This window comes from Salimicrobium jeotgali, assembly GCF_001685435.2.
GTDB classification, from domain to species: domain Bacteria; phylum Bacillota; class Bacilli; order Bacillales; family Halobacillaceae; genus Salimicrobium; species Salimicrobium album.
On the sequence record NZ_CP011361.2, the window covers coordinates 497,875 to 517,163 of the forward strand.

Annotated in this window: 16 protein-coding genes; 14 read left to right on the forward strand and 2 right to left on the reverse strand. The window is 36.5% G+C overall.

The window, feature by feature from the left end:
* Positions 1–133: 133 nt before the first annotated feature.
* Positions 134–1,111 carry a C40 family peptidase gene (locus tag AAV35_RS02495; protein ID WP_008590677.1) on the reverse strand — a complete coding sequence of 326 codons (978 nt, stop codon included), beginning with the start codon at positions 1,109–1,111 and terminating at the stop codon, positions 134–136.
* A 236-nt stretch (positions 1,112–1,347) separates the two neighbouring features.
* Positions 1,348–2,157 carry a LysM peptidoglycan-binding domain-containing protein gene (locus tag AAV35_RS02500; protein WP_008590679.1) on the reverse strand — a complete coding sequence of 270 codons (810 nt, stop codon included), beginning with the start codon at positions 2,155–2,157 and terminating at the stop codon, positions 1,348–1,350.
* A 547-nt stretch (positions 2,158–2,704) separates the two neighbouring features.
* Between AAV35_RS02500 and AAV35_RS02505 the strand changes: the two genes are divergently transcribed.
* The 14 genes from AAV35_RS02505 (at position 2,705) to AAV35_RS02570 (ending at position 19,265) form a co-directional block, all read left to right on the forward strand.
* Positions 2,705–3,472 (forward strand): YveK family protein, encoded by a 768-nt coding sequence (locus AAV35_RS02505; protein WP_008590681.1) that lies wholly within the window; start codon positions 2,705–2,707, stop codon positions 3,470–3,472.
* Positions 3,462–4,166 carry a CpsD/CapB family tyrosine-protein kinase gene (locus AAV35_RS02510; protein WP_008590684.1) on the forward strand — a complete coding sequence of 235 codons (705 nt, stop codon included), beginning with the start codon at positions 3,462–3,464 and terminating at the stop codon, positions 4,164–4,166. Before AAV35_RS02505 ends, AAV35_RS02510 begins: the two co-directional genes overlap by 11 nt.
* A 108-nt stretch (positions 4,167–4,274) precedes the next feature.
* On the forward strand, positions 4,275–5,039 hold the full coding sequence (locus AAV35_RS02515) for a tyrosine-protein phosphatase (protein WP_008590685.1): 765 nt from the start codon (positions 4,275–4,277) through the stop codon (positions 5,037–5,039).
* A gap of 355 nt (positions 5,040–5,394) precedes the next feature.
* Complete coding sequence (locus AAV35_RS02520) at positions 5,395–7,242, forward strand: polysaccharide biosynthesis protein (protein ID WP_008590687.1); 1,848 nt, start codon at positions 5,395–5,397, stop codon at positions 7,240–7,242.
* Between the two features lie 38 nt (positions 7,243–7,280).
* Positions 7,281–8,408: a DegT/DnrJ/EryC1/StrS family aminotransferase gene (locus tag AAV35_RS02525; protein ID WP_008590689.1), complete on the forward strand. Its 1,128-nt coding sequence runs from the start codon at positions 7,281–7,283 to the stop codon at positions 8,406–8,408.
* Entirely contained in the window at positions 8,392–8,994 is a 603-nt protein-coding gene (locus tag AAV35_RS02530) for a sugar transferase (protein WP_008590692.1), read from the forward strand. Before AAV35_RS02525 ends, AAV35_RS02530 begins: the two co-directional genes overlap by 17 nt.
* A gap of 38 nt (positions 8,995–9,032) precedes the next feature.
* A complete protein-coding gene (locus AAV35_RS02535; protein ID WP_008590693.1) occupies positions 9,033–9,767 on the forward strand; it encodes a formyl transferase in 735 nt (244 codons plus the stop codon).
* Between the two features lie 11 nt (positions 9,768–9,778).
* The gene (locus AAV35_RS02540; protein WP_008590695.1) at positions 9,779–10,702 is read left to right on the forward strand and encodes a 1-aminocyclopropane-1-carboxylate deaminase/D-cysteine desulfhydrase; all 924 of its coding nucleotides are present in this window, start codon (positions 9,779–9,781) and stop codon (positions 10,700–10,702) included.
* A gap of 163 nt (positions 10,703–10,865) precedes the next feature.
* The gene (locus tag AAV35_RS02545; protein WP_008590696.1) at positions 10,866–11,822 is read left to right on the forward strand and encodes an ATP-grasp domain-containing protein; all 957 of its coding nucleotides are present in this window, start codon (positions 10,866–10,868) and stop codon (positions 11,820–11,822) included.
* A gap of 73 nt (positions 11,823–11,895) precedes the next feature.
* The gene (locus tag AAV35_RS02550; protein ID WP_008590698.1) at positions 11,896–13,059 is read left to right on the forward strand and encodes a glycosyltransferase family 2 protein; all 1,164 of its coding nucleotides are present in this window, start codon (positions 11,896–11,898) and stop codon (positions 13,057–13,059) included.
* A 481-nt stretch (positions 13,060–13,540) separates the two neighbouring features.
* Entirely contained in the window at positions 13,541–14,620 is a 1,080-nt protein-coding gene (locus tag AAV35_RS02555; RefSeq protein WP_008590701.1) for a glycosyltransferase family 4 protein, read from the forward strand.
* A gap of 68 nt (positions 14,621–14,688) precedes the next feature.
* Positions 14,689–15,861, forward strand: coding sequence for a glycosyltransferase (locus AAV35_RS02560; protein ID WP_008590702.1), 1,173 nt, complete (start codon positions 14,689–14,691; stop codon positions 15,859–15,861).
* A 137-nt stretch (positions 15,862–15,998) separates the two neighbouring features.
* Complete coding sequence (locus AAV35_RS02565) at positions 15,999–17,174, forward strand: O-antigen ligase family protein (protein WP_008590704.1); 1,176 nt, start codon at positions 15,999–16,001, stop codon at positions 17,172–17,174.
* An 813-nt stretch (positions 17,175–17,987) separates the two neighbouring features.
* Entirely contained in the window at positions 17,988–19,265 is a 1,278-nt protein-coding gene (locus tag AAV35_RS02570; protein WP_008590707.1) for a lipopolysaccharide biosynthesis protein, read from the forward strand.
* Positions 19,266–19,289 lie beyond the last annotated feature (24 nt).

Genomic DNA, 19,289 nt, shown 5'->3' on the forward strand with positions numbered 1-19,289 from the left:
TTCAGATAGCACCGGTGAAAAACGAAACAGAGCCACTAATCCAGAACGTCAAGGTTCCGGTGTTAGTGGCTCTGTCATTTCTCAAATACTGATAAAGCAGTCTTCTGTCGTGAAACAACAGAATCAATCCGTATTAGTTGATAGCATTATAGACGAAAGCGGCGAACTCACTTCTTGAAGTGGTCTTTTTAGGTCGGAATGTATTGTCCTCGTACCCGTTTGTAATAGAATTGGAAGCCAACGCCTGAATGGATTCGTAAGACCAGTTGTTACTGCTCACATCTTTAAAGCCTACTCTTCCGCTGCCGGAGAGGTCGAAAGCCCGCGTCAGCACGGCAGCGATCTCTTCACGCGTCATATGTTCTTCGGGTCTGTATGTTCCATCTTTGTAGCCTTTGATATATCCTCTTGCTGCTACTGCGTTTACGTACTCACTTGACCAACCAGACAAGTCAGAGAATCTGTCTCTCGAAGACGTACCCAGGTTCAGTGCTTCACTGATCATTTTAGCTGCTTCCCCGCGTGTCACGTTCGCTTTCGGGCGGAAGTAACCGTTGTAACCTTCAATGATGCCTTTATCGCTTATGTATGAAATCTTCTTAGCTGCCCAGTAATGATCAGGGACGTCACGGAAATCAGTAATGGTGTTGGAAGAAGTGTGGGACTGGTCTTCTTCGAACACACGACGTGCTCCGCTATAGTTACGTTTCCAGTATCCGTAATTGAGAGATGTCACTTCAATATCATCTCTTGAGTTCTCAGCAGAAATCATTTTACCATTTCCTATGTAAATGCCTACGTGATAGACGGGTTTACCGAAGAAGACGAGATCGCCCGGTTTCAGATTCGATCGGCTGACATATTTCCCCTGTCTGGCCTGCTGACGGGATGTACGATTCAGTTTGACACCGTTTTTCGCATAGACGTAGCGGGTGAAGCCGGAACAGTCGAAACCGGATGGAGTAGTACCTCCGTAAACGTACGGTGAACCTGAGTATCTGTAAGCTGTATCAATAATACTCTCCGCTTTGCTTTGTGCGGATGAGCCTGGAGCGAATAATAAGAATACTGCTGCAAATGTAAATAAAAAAGCCGCCAGTCGCTTAATCATATGTAAATCCCCCTGTAAAGTTATTTGTTTCAAGCCTAGCATACGAAAGTTTTAGACAAGTTACAGATTTATGACAATTGGGTTACAGCCGTTTTATGATCCGTCAAATCGGGAATACTTTGGTTTCTTAAATTTAGTGGATTCCCGTTTAACTTCCTGATAAAAGTCACTGATTCCAAAAGAAAAGCGTCCACCCGCACGGGGAGGACGCTTCATTCATTTAGACTCTGCTATTATTAGTTAAGAACTTTAACGGTTACGTTGCGACGACCGAAGTCCAGAGCGTCGCTGTTGCTTGGCATGAAGACATCGATACGGTTACCTTTGATAGCGCCACCTACGTCACCGGCGATTGCTGTTCCGTACCCTTCAACCCATACCTTGGAGCCGAGTGGGATAACGTTAGGGTCTACAGCGATAACTTTCTGGTTAGGGTTAGCTCTAAGGTCCTGACCTGTTGCAGTGGTACCACTGCAGCCTGCGCAGTAAGCAGTGTAAGCAGTAGCTTCTGCTGTGAACTGTTTAACTACATCGCCCTGACTGCTGCTGTTGTCAGAAGAAGCAGAGGAGGATGCTGTCGTATTGCTTTCCTCGGATGCTGTGTTGCTGCTTTCATTGGAAGCACTGCTGGATTCGGATTTCACTGCAGTGGATCCGCCTACAGCCAGCTGATCACCAGGGTGGATCAGGTTAGAAGAAAGGTTGTTCCAGGATTTGATCTGGGAAACGCTTGCTCCGTGTTTTTTACCGATGGAGTAGATAGTATCTCCGGATTTAACTGTATACGTGTTCGATTCGCTTGCCTGATTACTGCTGCTGTCAGAAGCAGTAGACTGACCACTAACTGTAAGAGACTGGTTAGGGAAAATCAGGTTAGAAGAAAGGTTGTTCCAGGATTTAAGCTGGCTTACAGATACGTTATTTTGCTGGGAAATGCTCCAGAGTGTATCTCCGCTATTTACGTTATATTCTTCCGCACTTACAGTAGTCGCGAACGCTCCTGTCAAAGCTGCGGTAGTTGCTAAAGTAATCATTTGTTTTTTCATTTATAATTCCTCCTGTGTGTTTAAATAATCCGTGTCTCATCTGCACAACCACAATACTAAAGTCATTAAACATTAAAGTTAAGAACAAAACGCTAACATTCGTATTGCAAATCTGACAGTTATATTGCAGTGAAGTTACAAAGGAATAGAAAAACCCGTAATGACGGGGATGAAGTGAAAGAGATTTTCCTGAAAATAAAGGCGAAAAGTAGATAAAATTATTTGAAATAATGGTTGCATTTCATATTTTTAAGGTTGAAGGAGGTTTTTTTGATAAATCGATCCTCTCTCGGGAAGCTTTTTCTAATCAATATGGTCACGTTAATAACGTGTAATTCAGGAAACATATATAATATTGAAGAAACTCGTCAGGAAATATTAAAGAAATAGTTGAGTGAAAAGTGTGAAAACAACAGTTACCTAGAAGAAACCCGCTTCAAACGTAAAAATATTCAATAATTTACAAAATGCATACTTGTTCTAAATGTTGTTATGTTATAATGAAAGTCGGTTTGTTTGATTTTTAAGGGAAAGTAGGGGGCACATTATGGAAGAAACAATTTCACTGAAGGAAATTATGAGCGTACTGAAGAAACGGTGGCAGCTGATAGTAGGTTTTGTTGTCGGTGCCATTCTTTTGAGCTCTATTGCAACGTTTTTCTTTATGACACCGACGTATCAGTACTCTTCGGAATTCATCGTTAATCAGGAAAGAAATAATGACCAGCAACAGGCCGGATACGACATAAATGAAATAAGATCAAGTGTCGAACTTATCAATACATATAATGTAATTATTAAGAGTCCGGCTATTTTGGAAGAAGTGAATAGTGAACTGGATCTCAACTTAAGCGCAGATCAGCTGGCAGAAAAAATAACCGTGTCTAACGCTGAGCAGTCTCAGGTAGTTACGGTGGCGGCGACGGATGAATCAGCGGAAACCGCAGCGAACCTTGCGAATGCGACAGTGAAAACGTTCGAAGCGAAGATTCCTGACTTAATGAACGTTGATAACGTAAATATACTTTCAGAAGCGGAAGCCGGAATCAATCCATCTCCTGTCAGCCCAAATGCTCCCCTGAACCTTGCTATTGCAGCGGTTGTCGGACTTATGTTGGGAGTAGGGGTAGCGTTGCTGCTTGAATATCTCGATACTACGGTTAAAAACACGGACGATCTGGAAGAAGAATTCGGAATGGCAGTTTTAGGTTCCATTTCCACTATTTCGCCCGGAGAAGCCTCTAAACAGGAAAGAAGGAATACGAACACTAGAAGTGTAGCGTCAAGACAAAGGAGGGAAAACGTTGGTTCTTAAAAAAAGGAAAAATTCACCTTTGATGAAGAGATCACTCATTGCCCACGAGAACCCGATGTCTCCGGTTTCTGAGCAATACAGGACAATCAGGACGAACCTTGATTTCGCTTCCGTCGACAGCGAATTGCAGATGATGACCGTTACCTCTGCCGGACCTTCCGAAGGAAAATCGCTTACGACGGCCAATTTAGCAGTAGTATTCGCACAACAGGGAAAGAAAGTACTTCTCGTCGATGCGGATATGAGGAAGCCTACTGTTCATTACACCTTCCGTCTCGATAACGTAGCGGGGCTGAGTAATTACATAGCAGGTCATGACCATTCTCTCGCTGATCTTATAAATAGCAGTCGTGTGGAAAATCTCGATATCATGACGAGCGGTCCGATAGCGCCGAATCCTTCAGAATTGCTTGGGTCGCAAAAGATGGATGAATTTCTTAAAGAAGTGAAGCAGAAATACGATCTGATAATATTCGACTCCCCGCCGGTACTCGCAGTCACCGACTCGCAAGTACTTACTTCACAGACGAATGGCACTTTACTTGTCGTAAGAAATAAAAGGACGGAGAAAGAAGCTGCAAAAAGAGCGAAAGAGCTGCTGGAGCAGGCAAAGGCAAATGTTTTGGGGATGGTGCTGAACGATGTACCTCAGAAAGAAAGCGGATACTACGTTTATTACGGTACAGGAAAATAGGAAAGGCCAATGCTCTTCTGTAAACATACAGAAGAGTTGTATCTTTTAGGAAGCTTTTGTTATGGTGAAAGAATGAAGGTTCATCAATTTAGATAGGGAGCGAAGCCGATGATTGATATACATAGTCATATATTGCCTGATGTCGACGATGGAGCCCAATCGGAACAGGAAAGTCTGGAAATGGCGGAACAGGCTCTTGAGGAAGGAATCCACACGATTGTAGCAACTCCTCATTTCAAAAATGGGCATTGGGACAATTCACGAGGCGATATAGAAGCGAAAGTTCACGTTCTTAATCGTTTTTTTGAAGAAAATGAGGTCCCATTAAAGGTTTTGCCAGGGCAGGAAACGCGTATTAACGGGGATATGCTCGCAGACATTGATAACCAGGAAGTACTTACTATTAACCACAGTCAGTATGTTTTTGTGGAATTCTCTTCAGATTCAGTGCCGAGATACACCGGTCAATTGCTGTATGATCTACAGTTGAAAGGATACAAACCGATTATTGTTCATCCGGAACGGAACAGCTACCTGCAGGAAAAGCCTTCCGTTCTTCATGATTTCATACAGCAGGGAGCTTACGCTCAGCTGACTGCAGGAAGTCTGATTGGAAGTTTCGGCAAACCGATAAAACAGTTCAGTGAACAATTACTGGAGGCGAAACTCATTCATTTAATTGCGTCAGACGCTCATAATGTGAAACATCGACCGTTCCACATGGAAGAGGCTTTTGAGAGAATCGAGAAGCTGTACGGTCCGGAGACCAGAGAAGCTTTTCTTGATAATGCACGTTTTGTGGTAGATGATGAACCTCTATTCGCCGAACCACCGGAACATGTAAGGAAGAAGAAAAGATTCGGTCTCTTTTAGAAACATCACAGGACCCTCTGACCTTATTAATAAGGTCAGAGGGTCCTGTGATGTCATTTGAAAGTTTTTATTAATACGGTGAATAAATCGAAAACTTTACCTTTCTTATACAAAAATATGTATTTATAGTGTAGCTTTATAAAGCCGGTGTTGCCAGTAAAGGAAAGTATTGTTAAACTTATAAAGCAATTCTTAACAGGTACATAATGAAAAAAAGATACTGGAATTACTATGGTTAAGACACTAATCAAAACGAAGGTGTCACTATGGCAATACCCTGTTATTAAATAATGTAAACACTTGAATTTGTTCATCATAATAGATACTACATAAGAAAGTAGGAGTTTTCATGGTCATGACGAAAAATCGGAGATTGTTGCTGTTAATTACGATAGATTCATTGATTGTGACGTTCTCTATTTTTATGTCGCATTTCTTCCTCAACCCTTATTTCCACGTCTTTAATCGAATTGTATTTGTTACTTCCCTCATGCTGCTTGTAACCCACCACCTCTTTTCCTGGACGCTCGGCATGTATAGAAAGAAATGGCGCTACGCCAATATGGAAGAACTTTTGGGACTCACTACGGTTGTAACATCTTCTATACTGTCCACAGCTATACTCCAATTCGGTTTATTCGGAACTGTATATGAGCGGGCACTGATTGTTACATGGATGCTTCATGTTCTTATGATCGGCGGGGTCAGATATTTATGGAGATACTACAATACGTATGGTATTACTCTTACCCCGGGCCTTAAAAAAATTAAAATTATGAAGAACAATCCGGAGGCCAGACGCACGGTTATTATCGGGGCAGGGTCTGCGGGACAGATGCTCGCTAATCAGATGAGAGGCAATGGAGATACAAGTGTCAATCTTATCGGGTTTATCGATGATGATTCATACATACAGAACATGTCTATAGCATCTGTGCCTGTTCTTGGACGAGTGAGCGATATTGAAAAGGTGGTTAACAGCAAAGAGATCGATCATGCTGTAATTGCTATGCCTTCCGTAGACCGTTCGCGCATGCAGGAAGTCATCAAGCGCGTGCAGCCTCAAGTGAAGAGTGTACAGACGTTGCCGATGATCGAGGATATCGCCTCTGGAAAAGTGTCAGTGAGTCATATCCGCGACGTGTCGATTGAAGATTTGCTCGGTCGCGATCCTGTAGAGCTGGACACGGATTCCATTAATGAAGAAATCACCGGGCAGACGATTCTTGTTACAGGGGCGGGCGGATCCATCGGTTCTGAAATCTGTCGCCAGCTCGTTAATTTCAAGCCGACGCGATTAGTGCTTTTGGGTCACGGAGAATTCAGCATTTATAACATTCATATGGAATTGTCCAACCTTGACCTTGAGACAGAAATCATTCCGGTCATCGCAGACGTGCAGGATCGCGAGCGTATTCATCAAGTAATGGAAGAATACAACCCTCAGTACGTCTACCACGCAGCGGCACATAAACATGTTCCTCTGATGGAAGCGAACCCGAAAGAAGCGGTGAAAAATAACGTGATAGGCACCAAAAATGTTGCCGAAGCTGCTGACAAAGCCGGTGTGAAGACTTTCGTTCTTGTGTCGACTGACAAAGCAGTAAACCCTACTAACGTTATGGGAGCAACAAAACGTCTGGCTGAAATGGTCATCCAGTCCCTGAATCCCGAAAGCGATACGGATTATGTAGCTGTTCGGTTTGGAAACGTACTGGGAAGTAGGGGAAGTGTCATTCCCCTGTTCAAAAAACAGATTGAAGCCGGTGGCCCGGTCACCGTTACTGATCCCAGGATGACTCGCTATTTCATGACCATTCCTGAAGCATCAAGGCTTGTCCTTCAAGCAGGTGCGCTCGCAAAAGGCGGGGAAATTTTCGTGCTGGATATGGGGGAACCTGTTAAAATCGTGGACCTCGCGAAAAACATTATTTATCTTTCCGGTTTCTCTGAAGATGAGATACCTATTGAATTCTCAGGTATCCGTCCGGGAGAGAAGATGTATGAGGAGCTGCTTGGAGATAATGAAGTTCATCCAGAGCAGATTCATCCGAAAATTTATATCGGTAAAAATAACTATGTGACTAATGAAAACATCAGAGAGATAGCTGAACACGAACTGGCTTACTTAGACACAGAAAAAATACCAGACAGAGTGTTTGAACTTATTTCTACAAAAAAACAACATAAGGCTTATAATTAAAAAAGTAATCTCTTAGTCAAAGGAAGGGCGTATAAATCATGACAGAGCGAATTTTTCTCTCTTCACCTCATATGAGTGAAGAAGGTTACGAACGGAAATTTATAGAAGAAGCGTTTGATACGAACTGGATTGCTCCATTAGGTACAAATGTAAATGAATTCGAAAATGAGCTGGCAGGCAAAGTAGGTATACGCTCAGCTGCTGCGTTATCTTCAGGCACAGCTGCCCTTCATCTTGCTTTAAAAGCTGCAGGAGTAGGTGAAGGTGATGTTGTGTTTTGCCCTTCCCTCACCTTTTCCGCTTCAGCGAACCCGATCATTTATCAAAACGCAACACCTGTATTTATTGATAGCGATGAGAAAACGTGGAATATGGATCCGGAAGCTTTGCAGGAAGCACTGAAGAAGTACCCGAAAGCAAAGGCTGTAATTGTTGTACATTTGTACGGGTTATCCGCAGATATGGACAGGATAATGGAAGTTTGCAAAGGTTATAACATATCTGTTATTGAAGATGCAGCGGAATCCCTCGGTACTTATTACAAAGGAGTACAGACCGGAACGATAGGTGATTACGGTGTATATTCGTTCAATGGAAATAAAATCATCACCACTTCGGGCGGTGGAATGCTTGTTTCAAACAATGAAGAAATGGTACAGAAAGCAAGGTTTTGGGCGACTCAGTCCCGAGATCAGGCACGTCACTACCAACATAGTGAACTCGGATACAATTATCGAATGAGTAATATTGTGGCCGGGATCGGTAGAGGACAATTGAAAGTTCTTGATAAGAGAGTGGAAAAGAAAAAATATATTCATGATTTCTATAAAAGAGAACTCAAAAGCCTCCCGGGCGTTCAGTTCATACCTACAAACGAATGGGATGATCCTAATTACTGGCTTACAGCTATGACTGTGGATGGTTCAGTTACTCCTAATGAAATAATAGATGCGTTAGAAAAGGAAAATATTGAATCAAGGCCCGTCTGGAAACCAATGCACATGCAGCCATACTTTGAAAAATATGATTTTATAGGCGATGATATAAGTCGGAGAATATTTAAAAAAGGTATTTGTTTACCCTCTGATACAAAAATAAAGCAAGAGGAACTAGAGAAAGTGGTGAGAATAATTAAAGGGTTGTGGGAAAATGGCTGCAAAAATTAATCTATTATTGAAGAGAGCTATAGATTTATTCGGAAGTTTGTTAGGTGCTATAGTTCTTTCTCCATTTATAGGGCTAGTCGCTATTATGATTAAATTGGGTTCGAAAGGACCAGTGTTTTTTCGGCAGAATCGTCTTGGTAAAAATGGGAAAACCTTTGAACTCCTAAAGTTCAGAACTATGGTGACAAATGCGGAAAATATAGGGGACGGAATATTTGTTAGGGAAGAAACGGATCAGCGTATTACAAAAGTAGGCAAACTGCTAAGAAGTACCAGTTTAGACGAACTGCCCCAATTGCTCAATGTTATAAAAGGAGAAATGAGTTTAGTAGGTCCTCGTCCGCCAGTTCCATATCATCCTTATAAATATGAAAACTATTCACAAGAACAGATTAAAAGGTTTTTAATGAAGCCAGGAATTACAGGATTGGCGCAGATAAGGGTTAGAAATTCAGCTCCTTGGGAAAAAAGGATTACAATTGATGTAGAGTATATAGAGTCTTTTAATGTTTGTTTAGACATTAAAATCTTAGTAATTACAGTTTTAAAATTGTTTCGAAAAGATAACATTTACCTTGGATCTTAACCAACTAATTTAAATGTAGAGCATTGGAGTGTTAAATAGTGAAAAAAGTAGTTTTTTTTGGTTCCATTCCCTTAGCAAAGAAATGTTTAGATGAGATAGTTTTAAATGAAGATGTGCAGTTGTTGGGGGTATGCTGTGAACCTATCAATAATGGCTGGAGGGAAGAGGAGTCTGTTTATGAATATTGTCAAAAAGAAGATATTCCTATATTAAAATTAGACGAAGTACCTTCTTTAAAAGCTGATATTGGTATATCAGTACGATTCAATAAAATCATTTCTAAAGAAGTAATCCAATCTTTCGCTCAAGGAATTTTCAATACTCATGGAGGGATTTTACCTGAATATAGAGGTTCTTATTGTAATATTAATACAATACTGAATGAGGATAAAGAGTTTGGCGTGACACTTCATTACATAAGTGAGGGTGTAGATACAGGTGATATAGTGGCTACTAAAAAAGTGAAGGTTTCGGAGGAAGATACGGGTTTTACTTTATATAAAAAAAGTGAACACCTTTGTTATGAATTGTTAAATGAAAAGTTTGGTTTAATTCTAAATGACAAAAACCCACGAATTCCTCAGGAAAGTTTGATTTCAGATGATCGTCCCGCAAATACTTACTACTCTAAAAAAACACTTGCCAAGAAAGAGTTGTGCGATTTGAATTCATCAGAATCTTTAAAAGTAGTAAAGGCTTTTGATTCTCCTCATCATGAACCGGCGTACATAAAACTTAATGATGAAAAAGTATACTTAAGGACAACTTATTAAAGGAGATTATTATGAGCAACTTCTCCCCGAATACTCCAATACAAAGAATTAGTAATGATACCAATAAAATTTTTGTTAAAAGAGATGACTTATACCCTGTTTCTTTCGGCGGTAATAAAGCGAGGAAAGCTATCAATTTCTTTGAAGAAATTGATAAGGGTCATTTTGACTGTGTTTTGACCTATGGGAGCAGTAGTTCAAATCATTGTCGTGTAATAGCTAATATGTGTGCATCTCGAGGTTTGCCTTGCTTCATAGTTTCACCTAATGAAGGGGAAACAACGTACAATAGCAAAATGTTTGAATGGTTCGGGGCAAAGATAATTAAATGTAATATCAGTAAGGTAAAAGAAACGATTAATCATACGTTGAGTCAACTCCAAGAACAAGGATACATCCCTTATTTCATTCAGGGAGGCGGTCATGGAAATCTAGGGACTAAGGCTTATGTAGAAGTTTATAATGAAATCGTCGATTACGAAAGTGAGACTGGCGTTCAGTTCGATTATATATTTCATGCTAGTGGTACTGGAACAACCCAGGCTGGACTAGTTTGTGGTAAACACTTAAACCAAGATTATGATCGCAAAATTATAGGAATAAGCATCGCACGCAATCTTTCAAGAGGGAAACAAGTTATTCACGAAAGTGTAGAGAATTACTTTCAAAATGCAGATGGTTTGTCACTACCGGAAAAAAAAGAAATAATATTCGACGATTCTTTTACAATGGGTGGTTATGGAATTATGAATAAGGAAATAAAATCTACAATTAAAGAAACTTTATTTAAAGAAGGACTCCCACTAGACCCGACTTACACCGGGAAAGCTTTTTTAGGGATGAATAAATACTTAGATAGGGAGAGAATATTTAACAAAAATGTACTATTTATTCATACAGGGGGAACTCCTTTATTCTTTGACTATTTAAATTGAAAAAGAGAGGTTAATTCTGCAAAGGAGAACTAAACGGACTTACTAAGTTAATTATTAAAATAAAAAGCATTTACAATAATAGTGGTGGTTGCAGAAATTTATTTACACTTTATTTGTTAAAAAACAAAATAAACTTCTTAAAGAGTGAAGGTGACAATTTATAATGAATGTTCTGATTTTGAGTTGTGGTACTAGAAATAAAATCGTTCAATATTTTAAGCAAGAACTAGAAGGAAAGGGAAAGGTTATAGCTACGGATTGTAGTAGTTTAGCGCCGGCATTATATGAAGCTGATGAATATTATTTAGTTTCTAGAATTGATGAACCAGGGTATATTCATGAAATATTTGATATATGTAAAGAAAATAGAATAGATGTAGTTTTTTCTCTTATTGATCCTGAATTGAGTTTGCTAGCAGAACATAAAAAGAAATTTTTGGAATTAGGAGTAATGCCCGTCGTATCTGAAAAAGAAGTTGTTGAATTGTGCTTGAATAAATATAATTTTCAAGATTTTTTAAAAAATATAGGTTTGAATTATATTAAAAGCTATACAAAAAAAGAAGAATTTTTCCAAGATGTTATTAAAGGAGAAATTAAATACCCTGTTTTTGTAAAACCGATAAACGGAAGCTCTAGTTTGAGTGTAAGTAAAGCTTACTCTAAAAAAGAAGTAGAACTACTTTTTGAAAGAAAAGAAAATCTGATTATTCAAGAGTTTATAGAAGGAAAGGAATATGGAGTAGATGCATATATAGATTTATATACTCGTGAACCGGTATCTATATTTATAAAAGAAAAAATTAGCATGAGAGCAGGTGAGACTGATAAAGCAGTTTCATTAAAAAATAAAAGTTTGTTGGAAGACGTAGAAAATTTTTTAAAGCGAATAGAATTAGTTGGAATTATAGACATCGACGTATTTGAAAAAAATGGGGATTATTATATTTCGGAAGTTAACCCAAGATTTGGAGGAGGGTATCCATTAGCGCAAGAAGCTGGTGCTAACATGATTAGAAATTGCTTAAACAATATTGAGGGTAAAGTTAATAATAAATGTGAAAATAACTATGAAGAACAAAAATACATGATGAAGTTTAACGAAGTTTTTATTAAATAAAAAAAGCTTAATAAGAAGTGTTTAAAAAATTGTTAGTTCACATTACTATAAGTTTTAAATTAGGGGAGATAAATTGAATATAGCAACTGGAATATTTATGTTAAGTTCCTTTATTATTTTGTGGGGAATGGTATTGTATCCACTTTCTATAAAAATTTTAGGTAAATTGTTTAAAGGGAGAAAAAATTCAAAGAACTATTCTAATACACCTACGGTTACTGTAATGGTAGTTGCTCACAATGAAGAAACAGTGATTAAAGAAAAATTAAGTAATCTACTGAATTTAGATTATCCAAAGAATAAAATGGAAATACTTGTTTCCTCTGATAATAGTAATGACCGTACCAATGATTTTGTGAAAACTTTCCAAAAAGAACATCCTTTCGAGAATATAAGGCTTTTCGAAGTAAAAAAAAGAAAAGGCAAAACTAATGCACAAAATGAAGCGCAAAAAACAATTGATAGTGAGTTTATAGTTTTTACTGACGCAAATTCAATGTTACACTCTCAAGCTGTTAAGGAGCTAATGGCCTCCTTTACTACTCGTGACATATGTTATGTAACGGGGCGTTTATCAATATTAAATTTTGATAAAGGTGAGGTAAGCGGTAATGAATCAAAGTATTGGTCAAAAGATTTAAAAATTCGAGAAATAGAATCGAGAATTCATACTATAACCGCTGGTAATGGAGCGTTGTATGCTTGTAGAAACGAAGACTATGTAGATTTCGATCCTATAAAATCACATGACGGTCACATGCCCAAATATTTCGCCTTCAAAGGTAGCAGAGCAATTGCTAACCATGACGCAATTGCTTACGAAAAAGCAGGGGAAGTTATCGAAGATGAATTCAAAAGAAAGGTAAGAATGAATCGGGGGATTCTTAAAAATATAATCCCGGACATACGGTTATTTAATGTAGTGAGAAACGGTTGGTTTAGCTATTTTTATTTCGGCCATCGAACTTGCCGCTATTCACTATGGCTTGCACATTTTACATTGTTATTATCTAACGTATATTTAGTCACAGACTCTTGGTTTTATTTCGTCACTTTAGTAGGGCAAGTATTCTTTTACTTAATTGCATTACTCAAAATTACTTTTAAAATTGATAACAAGTATATTTCAATGATTTATTATTATTGTGTTACTTTAGCTGCTCAATGGGTTGGTGTTTATAATATGTTAACTGGAAAAGCTAAACCTTTTTGGGAAAAAGCAGAGAGTACTAGGTAATTAATCGGGAATGTACTGACTAGTTCAATGTTTTTGGGGTAAACCTTCTATAATTAAAGGAAAAAATTAGTTAATTTCTTTAGTTTAAACATATTGCGTAATGCAATCTAGTAATCAAGAAGTATACAAGCGAAATCTTTGAACATTGCAACCTATAATTTATAAGTTCATTCAAGTTCATTTGAGGTGGAGAAATGAGAATGATAGCTTGATCGACTAAGCCAATTCCCTTGCAACTACTGGCTTCCTGACTTTTGAGTCATTCTCGTAGATGCGCTCCATGTCAAATGAAAATTCGCTTCTAAAGTTTTTATTGCAATTTTATAAATCTCGCTTTGTAATGTTCTTAAATCTATTCTTGCAAAATACACATAAAAGGGAGAAAAATAGGGTCCAAGTTTTCCCAAATAATTAAAACAATAAAATCTGTTAATAAATGTGAACTTAAAAGTCCTTGGAGGTCAAGGAAAGAGGGGTTAGAATGAAAATTCTTTTTTTAGCTGCTGCTGATAATATACATACCGTTAGGTGGGTTAATGCTTTATCTAAGAGAGGGCACGACGTGTACTTGATCACCAATAAAAACCACTTGTTAGCTGAAGATAAAATAAATGAAAAAGTAAAAGTATATTTTTTATATTTTGGAGGTACTCTAGGGTATTATTTAAATTTTTTTCAACTTAAGAAACTTTGTAGAAAGATAAATCCAGATGTCATAAATACGCATTACGCAAGTGGATATGGCACACTAGCACGTCTAGCAAACTTGACGCCGAATGTACTCTCGTTGTGGGGAAGTGACGTTTTTATATTTCCATATAAAAGCAAAGTCAAATACAATATTCTTAGGAGAAATATAGATAACTCCAGTCTTATGACTTCTTCTAGTCAAGTGATGGCTGAACATACAAAAATGTTGATGAATAAAGATTTAAAAATTAGAATAGTACCTTTTGGAATTGATACCGATGCTTTTTTCCCTAAAAATCGAGTTAACTACAATAATCACGTTACTATTGGAATAGTTAAGTCTTTAGAGAAGGTATACGGTATAGATGACGTAATAAAAGCTTTTTCAATATTAGAAAGAAATCTTAATGAAAGTGAAGTTAATGTAACATTAGAAATATACGGAAAAGGGACACAGTTAGAAAATTTGAAAGCATTATCGCGTGAATACAACATTGAAAATGTAGTGAATTTTCATGGTTACAAAAAAAATAATGAACTTCCGGAAGCTTTAAACAAAATAGATATTTTTTGTTTGGGAAGTATTAGTGAAAGTTTTGGAGTTTCTGCAATTGAAGCCATGGCCAGTGGTTTGCCTGTTATCGCAACTGACACACCGGGATTTAAGGAAATAATTAAAGATAAGGAAAGTGGTTTTATTGTTCCTAAAAAAGATCCCGAAGATATGGCGAAGAAAATGCATTGTTTAGTTATGGACGCTAATTTACGTTACGAAATGGGGGTAAAAGGAAGAAGAAGAGTTGAAAAGTTATACGACTGGGAGGAGAATGTCACTTGCATGGAAGAAGTGTACAAAGAGGTTCTCAGTTAATAGTATACGAGACGACTAAGATCAAAAACACCTTTTAGCTAATTGAAACTGTAGAGGGGTATAATAAAATGAATGTTTTAGTAGTAAGTCACTTCTATCGACCTTATAGTAAAGTAGCCGCCCAAAGAATAAACTATCTCACTGATTATTTAGACAAGTTAAATCACAAAGTTACAGTAATAAAAGTTTCAAACGAAGTTTATGGCAATAATTTGACCAAGGAAGAAATTAACTTAGCCAATACTATTAAAATTGATTCAATAGAAGCAGAGAGCAAAGTTTTAAAAATAAAACCATTGATAAAATTAATATATATAATTAAGTATGCATTAAGAATAAATCATCACTTAAAGAATAAAAACATAGATTTTTTATATCTTAATGGTGGCCCTTTCTATTATTTCCCATTAGCACGATTTTTTAAATGGAAATATAAAACTAAATATGTTTTAGATTTTCGTGATCCTTGGGTAGTCGGCCATTACAATAGATCTAGTAATTTTTTCTCCAAATGTGTTGAAAAAATTTGCTTAAAAGGTGCAGATTTAGTAGTTAACGTAACTGGTTCCGCTATGAAAAAACAAATAAAAGCCCATCAAATAAAAAAGAGTAATAAATTCATAGTAATTCCCAATGGTTACGATGAAAGCAAAGTGCCTAAACTTAATGATAATTTTGAAAACTCAAACAAGAATCAAGGGAAGTTAATAATCGGAATTTTTGGTAAATTCAGCCACTATAAAGAATCTAGCGTTGATATGCTCCTGGAAGCTATCACAGAGCTTAGTATTAAGAACAAAATAAAGATTGTGCATATAGGAGAGAAAGAAAAGGAAAAATACCTTATAGAAAAATCAAAAAAATATGGATTAGAAAATATTTTAGAATTCAATGGCGTTCTTCCTTATGAAGAGGGTATTAAAAGACTCAAAGAATGTAATGTTTTAATGTTAAACCATCGTCAGCCTGAGATGGTGGGAACAAAAATTTATGATTATATTTATTTGAACAAACCAATTGTTGCATTTCCCACGCAAAGTAACGACGAGATATCATTGCTTCTATCAAACTTTTCAAACTCTTTTCTAGTTTATAGTAAAGAAGAGCTAGTTGTTAGTTTGAAAAGGATAGTAGAACATAACTTGAAATTATTAGAAAAAGAAATCAATGTAAAAAATTATTCAAGAGAAAAGCAAACAAAAAAACTAGTTGATAAGTTAATTGAAATTGAAAAAAGATAAAACATTCACTAAGAAACTTAAATATATGTTTATACAACGTTAACCCTTTTAGATATAGGCATTTAAAGCCTCCAATTGTATAAAACTAAAAATATAGTCTAGTACCTTACACAAAAATGACTTGGTGTGTTGTAAATATGAAAATGATTAAAAAAAATACAAATAATATCAACTCTCTTTTGCTAGCTGTTTTCTTACTTTTAAGTTCAGTTACTCTTCCGCTAAATCAATTTTTTGAAAATGGTATCGCGGTATGGTTCTTCACCATAATTATAGTAATCACTTCTTTAGTCGTTAATGGTTTTAGGGTTAATTTCCAGGGAGTTATAATTTTATTAATTATGTTCCTGTTGCTAGGCATAAATTATTTCTTTGTATCTTATAAAGCTTATGTTTTTCCTATAGTTATGGATTTTATTAAACTTGGGGGTGTAGCTTTTTACCTAGCAACTTGCAGATTGGATATGAGAGTTTTTATTAAAGCTTGGGCCTGGATAAGTGTTTTATCTATGATGTTTTGGTTCTTATATTTAAATGAGGTAATTTCCGGTAACATAAGTTACATGTTTTTTGGGACCCAAACCACAATAATGGTTATAGGATTTTTGTTATATCACTTTAGTATTAAAAAAAATACTTTTTTTATTATTTTTTCCATTGTAGGGGCTGGACTAGTAGTTACGCTAGGAAACAGGAGTTCCTTATTAATTATCGTGATAATATATTTGATGTTGTTAATATACTCTTTTAAAAAAGATTCTTTTATAAAGAGTTATTTTAAAGGGATAAGTTTCATTTTATTAATGTTATTGGCCACACTTAATGCGGAAAAAATACTAATTTTAGTAAATGAAAGATTATTAGCAATGGACATTCATTCCTATTCTTTGAATAAGCTGATCTTAGCTTTTGATAATGGCATAGTGGAAACTTCTTCGGGTCGTGAAGAACTTTTAGGTCTAGGATATGAAATAGCTAAATCAAATAATTTTATGCCTAAAGGAGTAGGGTACTTCCAATATATAACTGAGGGTAATTATCCCCACAACATTTTTATAGATGTACTTGTTAGTTTTGGTTTCTTTGGAGTGATTCTTTTATTAGTACTTTTTGGATTAGGTGTATATCAGTACAAGAAGATGAATAATGAATTATTAAAGTTAATTACACTTGCTTTTTTTGTTTTTGTTTTTATTAGGTTGAATTTTAGTAGTACTTTTTGGATATCTACAGAATTTTGGATTTTGTTGGGCTTAGTATTTACCCCCAAACAAGCACTTAACAAAAACGGAAATATCCACCAGAAGTTTTAGAAGAAGGCTAGATTACTTGATTGAATTCATTTTATAATTGCTTTCTTAAAAAAATGTTCAATCGTCCAAAAATTTCACCCTTGTAATTTAAATACAGGAAGTTTAAATCTCTAATTCATCCTGCTGACTAATCGGTCCACAGCTAACTTCGATTGATCATAAAACAGCGTGACTAGTTGGAAGGGAATCTTAGCTTTCGCTTCCTTCATTTGCCGAACATTATTCAACATAAAGTACGGCTTCAGATAACCGATGACTCGTTCGACGGCGATTCATTGCTTGTAGATGGCGTACCACTTCTGAGTCCCCTAGGTCAAGAACTAAATTCACGCATATCCTGGGCCCGTTTAAACTTATACACTTTCTGACATACCTTCTAATAGTTAAGCGGGCATTTGTTACATTCTTTAGGCGTTGTATGTTTCAAGCTATCTTATGTCTCATCATGGCTGTCATAGTGGTAGGAGTGCTCCCGGACTCATGGAGGGGCGAAGTGCTCCTTGAACCCTACAAAATACTTCTCGTTTCGGCAGGTATGTTTCTGCTCCTTATCGAAAATGAATGTTAATCTTTCAAGATTAAGGAGAAAATTAGAATAGAGAACTCTAATTAGGTTATCTTAAACTTCACTCGTAAATAATGCGACGAGCTTTTTCGTGGCCGTGTTTTAACGTTTCTTCAATTTGATTATGTAAGTGGTGATTATAGATAAAAGTGAATTTAGTAATATTTTTAGCTCTAAAAATATCACTAAGTGGAATTATAGGTTTGTTAACAGTTCAAATTTTATAAATTTTTAGAAAGAGATGACTAATGACACAATTTGTTAAGCATAAACTTCAAAGACCGTTCGTTCAAAGAGTGCTAGTTATGATATCAGGTACAACAGGGGCTCAAGCTATTACATTGTTGGCTTCCCCACTCATCACAAGGATCTACGGCCCAGAAGCTTTTGGGATATTGGGAATTTTCCTAGCTGTTTCTATGATGTTGATGCCTTCCTCGGCGTTAGGCTATGATCAAGCTATAGTATTAGCAAAACATGAAAAAGAAGCTATCGGCTTAACTAAAATTGCTTTGTTTTTTAGCAGCTTTATCGCTTTGTTTTCTTGTATCATAGCAGGGGTTTTTGGTGAAAGAATACTTGAATTTTTAAAATTTACTGATATAAAAAAATATATATATTTCATTCCGTTGATGATATTGTTTGGTGGGCTCTTTAGAATTTCTCAACAATGGGCTGTAAGGTTACAAGAATTTAAGCTGCTTGCTAAAGTGAATATATTTCAAGCCCTTATAATTCAAGGAAGTATTGTGGGAATCGGTCTTGTATACCCTTTCGCATCAATTTTAATTTTCTTAAACGTTCTTGGTCAGTTACTAAGGGCTATGTTTATAGAATTAGAAAACGTAAAAAGAAGAAAACTGAAAAATATTTTTAGTTACAGTCACTCTCCTCTAAAGGGAATAGCTTATAAATACAGGGACTTTCCTAAGTATCGTGCTCCAGAAATGTTTTTAAGTGCTGCAACTCTAAATTTGCCAATTTTACTTTTAACTAGCTTTTCAGGTCCGGTTTCAGCGGGTTTTTTTACCTTGAGTAAAAGAGTGTTAGATGCACCTGCCACTTTAATAGGCAACTCAGTTGGGAATGTATTTTATCCGCGGATTACCAAAGCTTACTATAATAATGAAAATTTAAACAATTTAATCAAAAAAGCTACCTTAGGTCTCGTGCTTGTCGGGGCAATTCCTTATAGCTTAGTATTTTTATCAGGACCCTGGTTATTCGAAATTGTTTTTGGAGGTGAGTGGCTACAAGCAGGTATATATGCTAGATGGATGGCTTTAGATATTTTTTTTAATTTTATAAATAAACCCAGCGTTAAAGCTTTACCTGTACTTTCTGCCCAACGTTTTCAATTAATATTTACGATCGTGAGGTTAATAATAAGGTCGGTAATGTTAGTTCTAGGTTTATTGATATTTAAGAATGATATCTTAGCCATCGCTCTGTTTAGTATAAGTGGGGCACTCTTAAATTTATTTCTTATAATAGTGACATTAAATATAAGTAAAAAAATTCACTAAACCAATAACTACTTGCCAACGTCC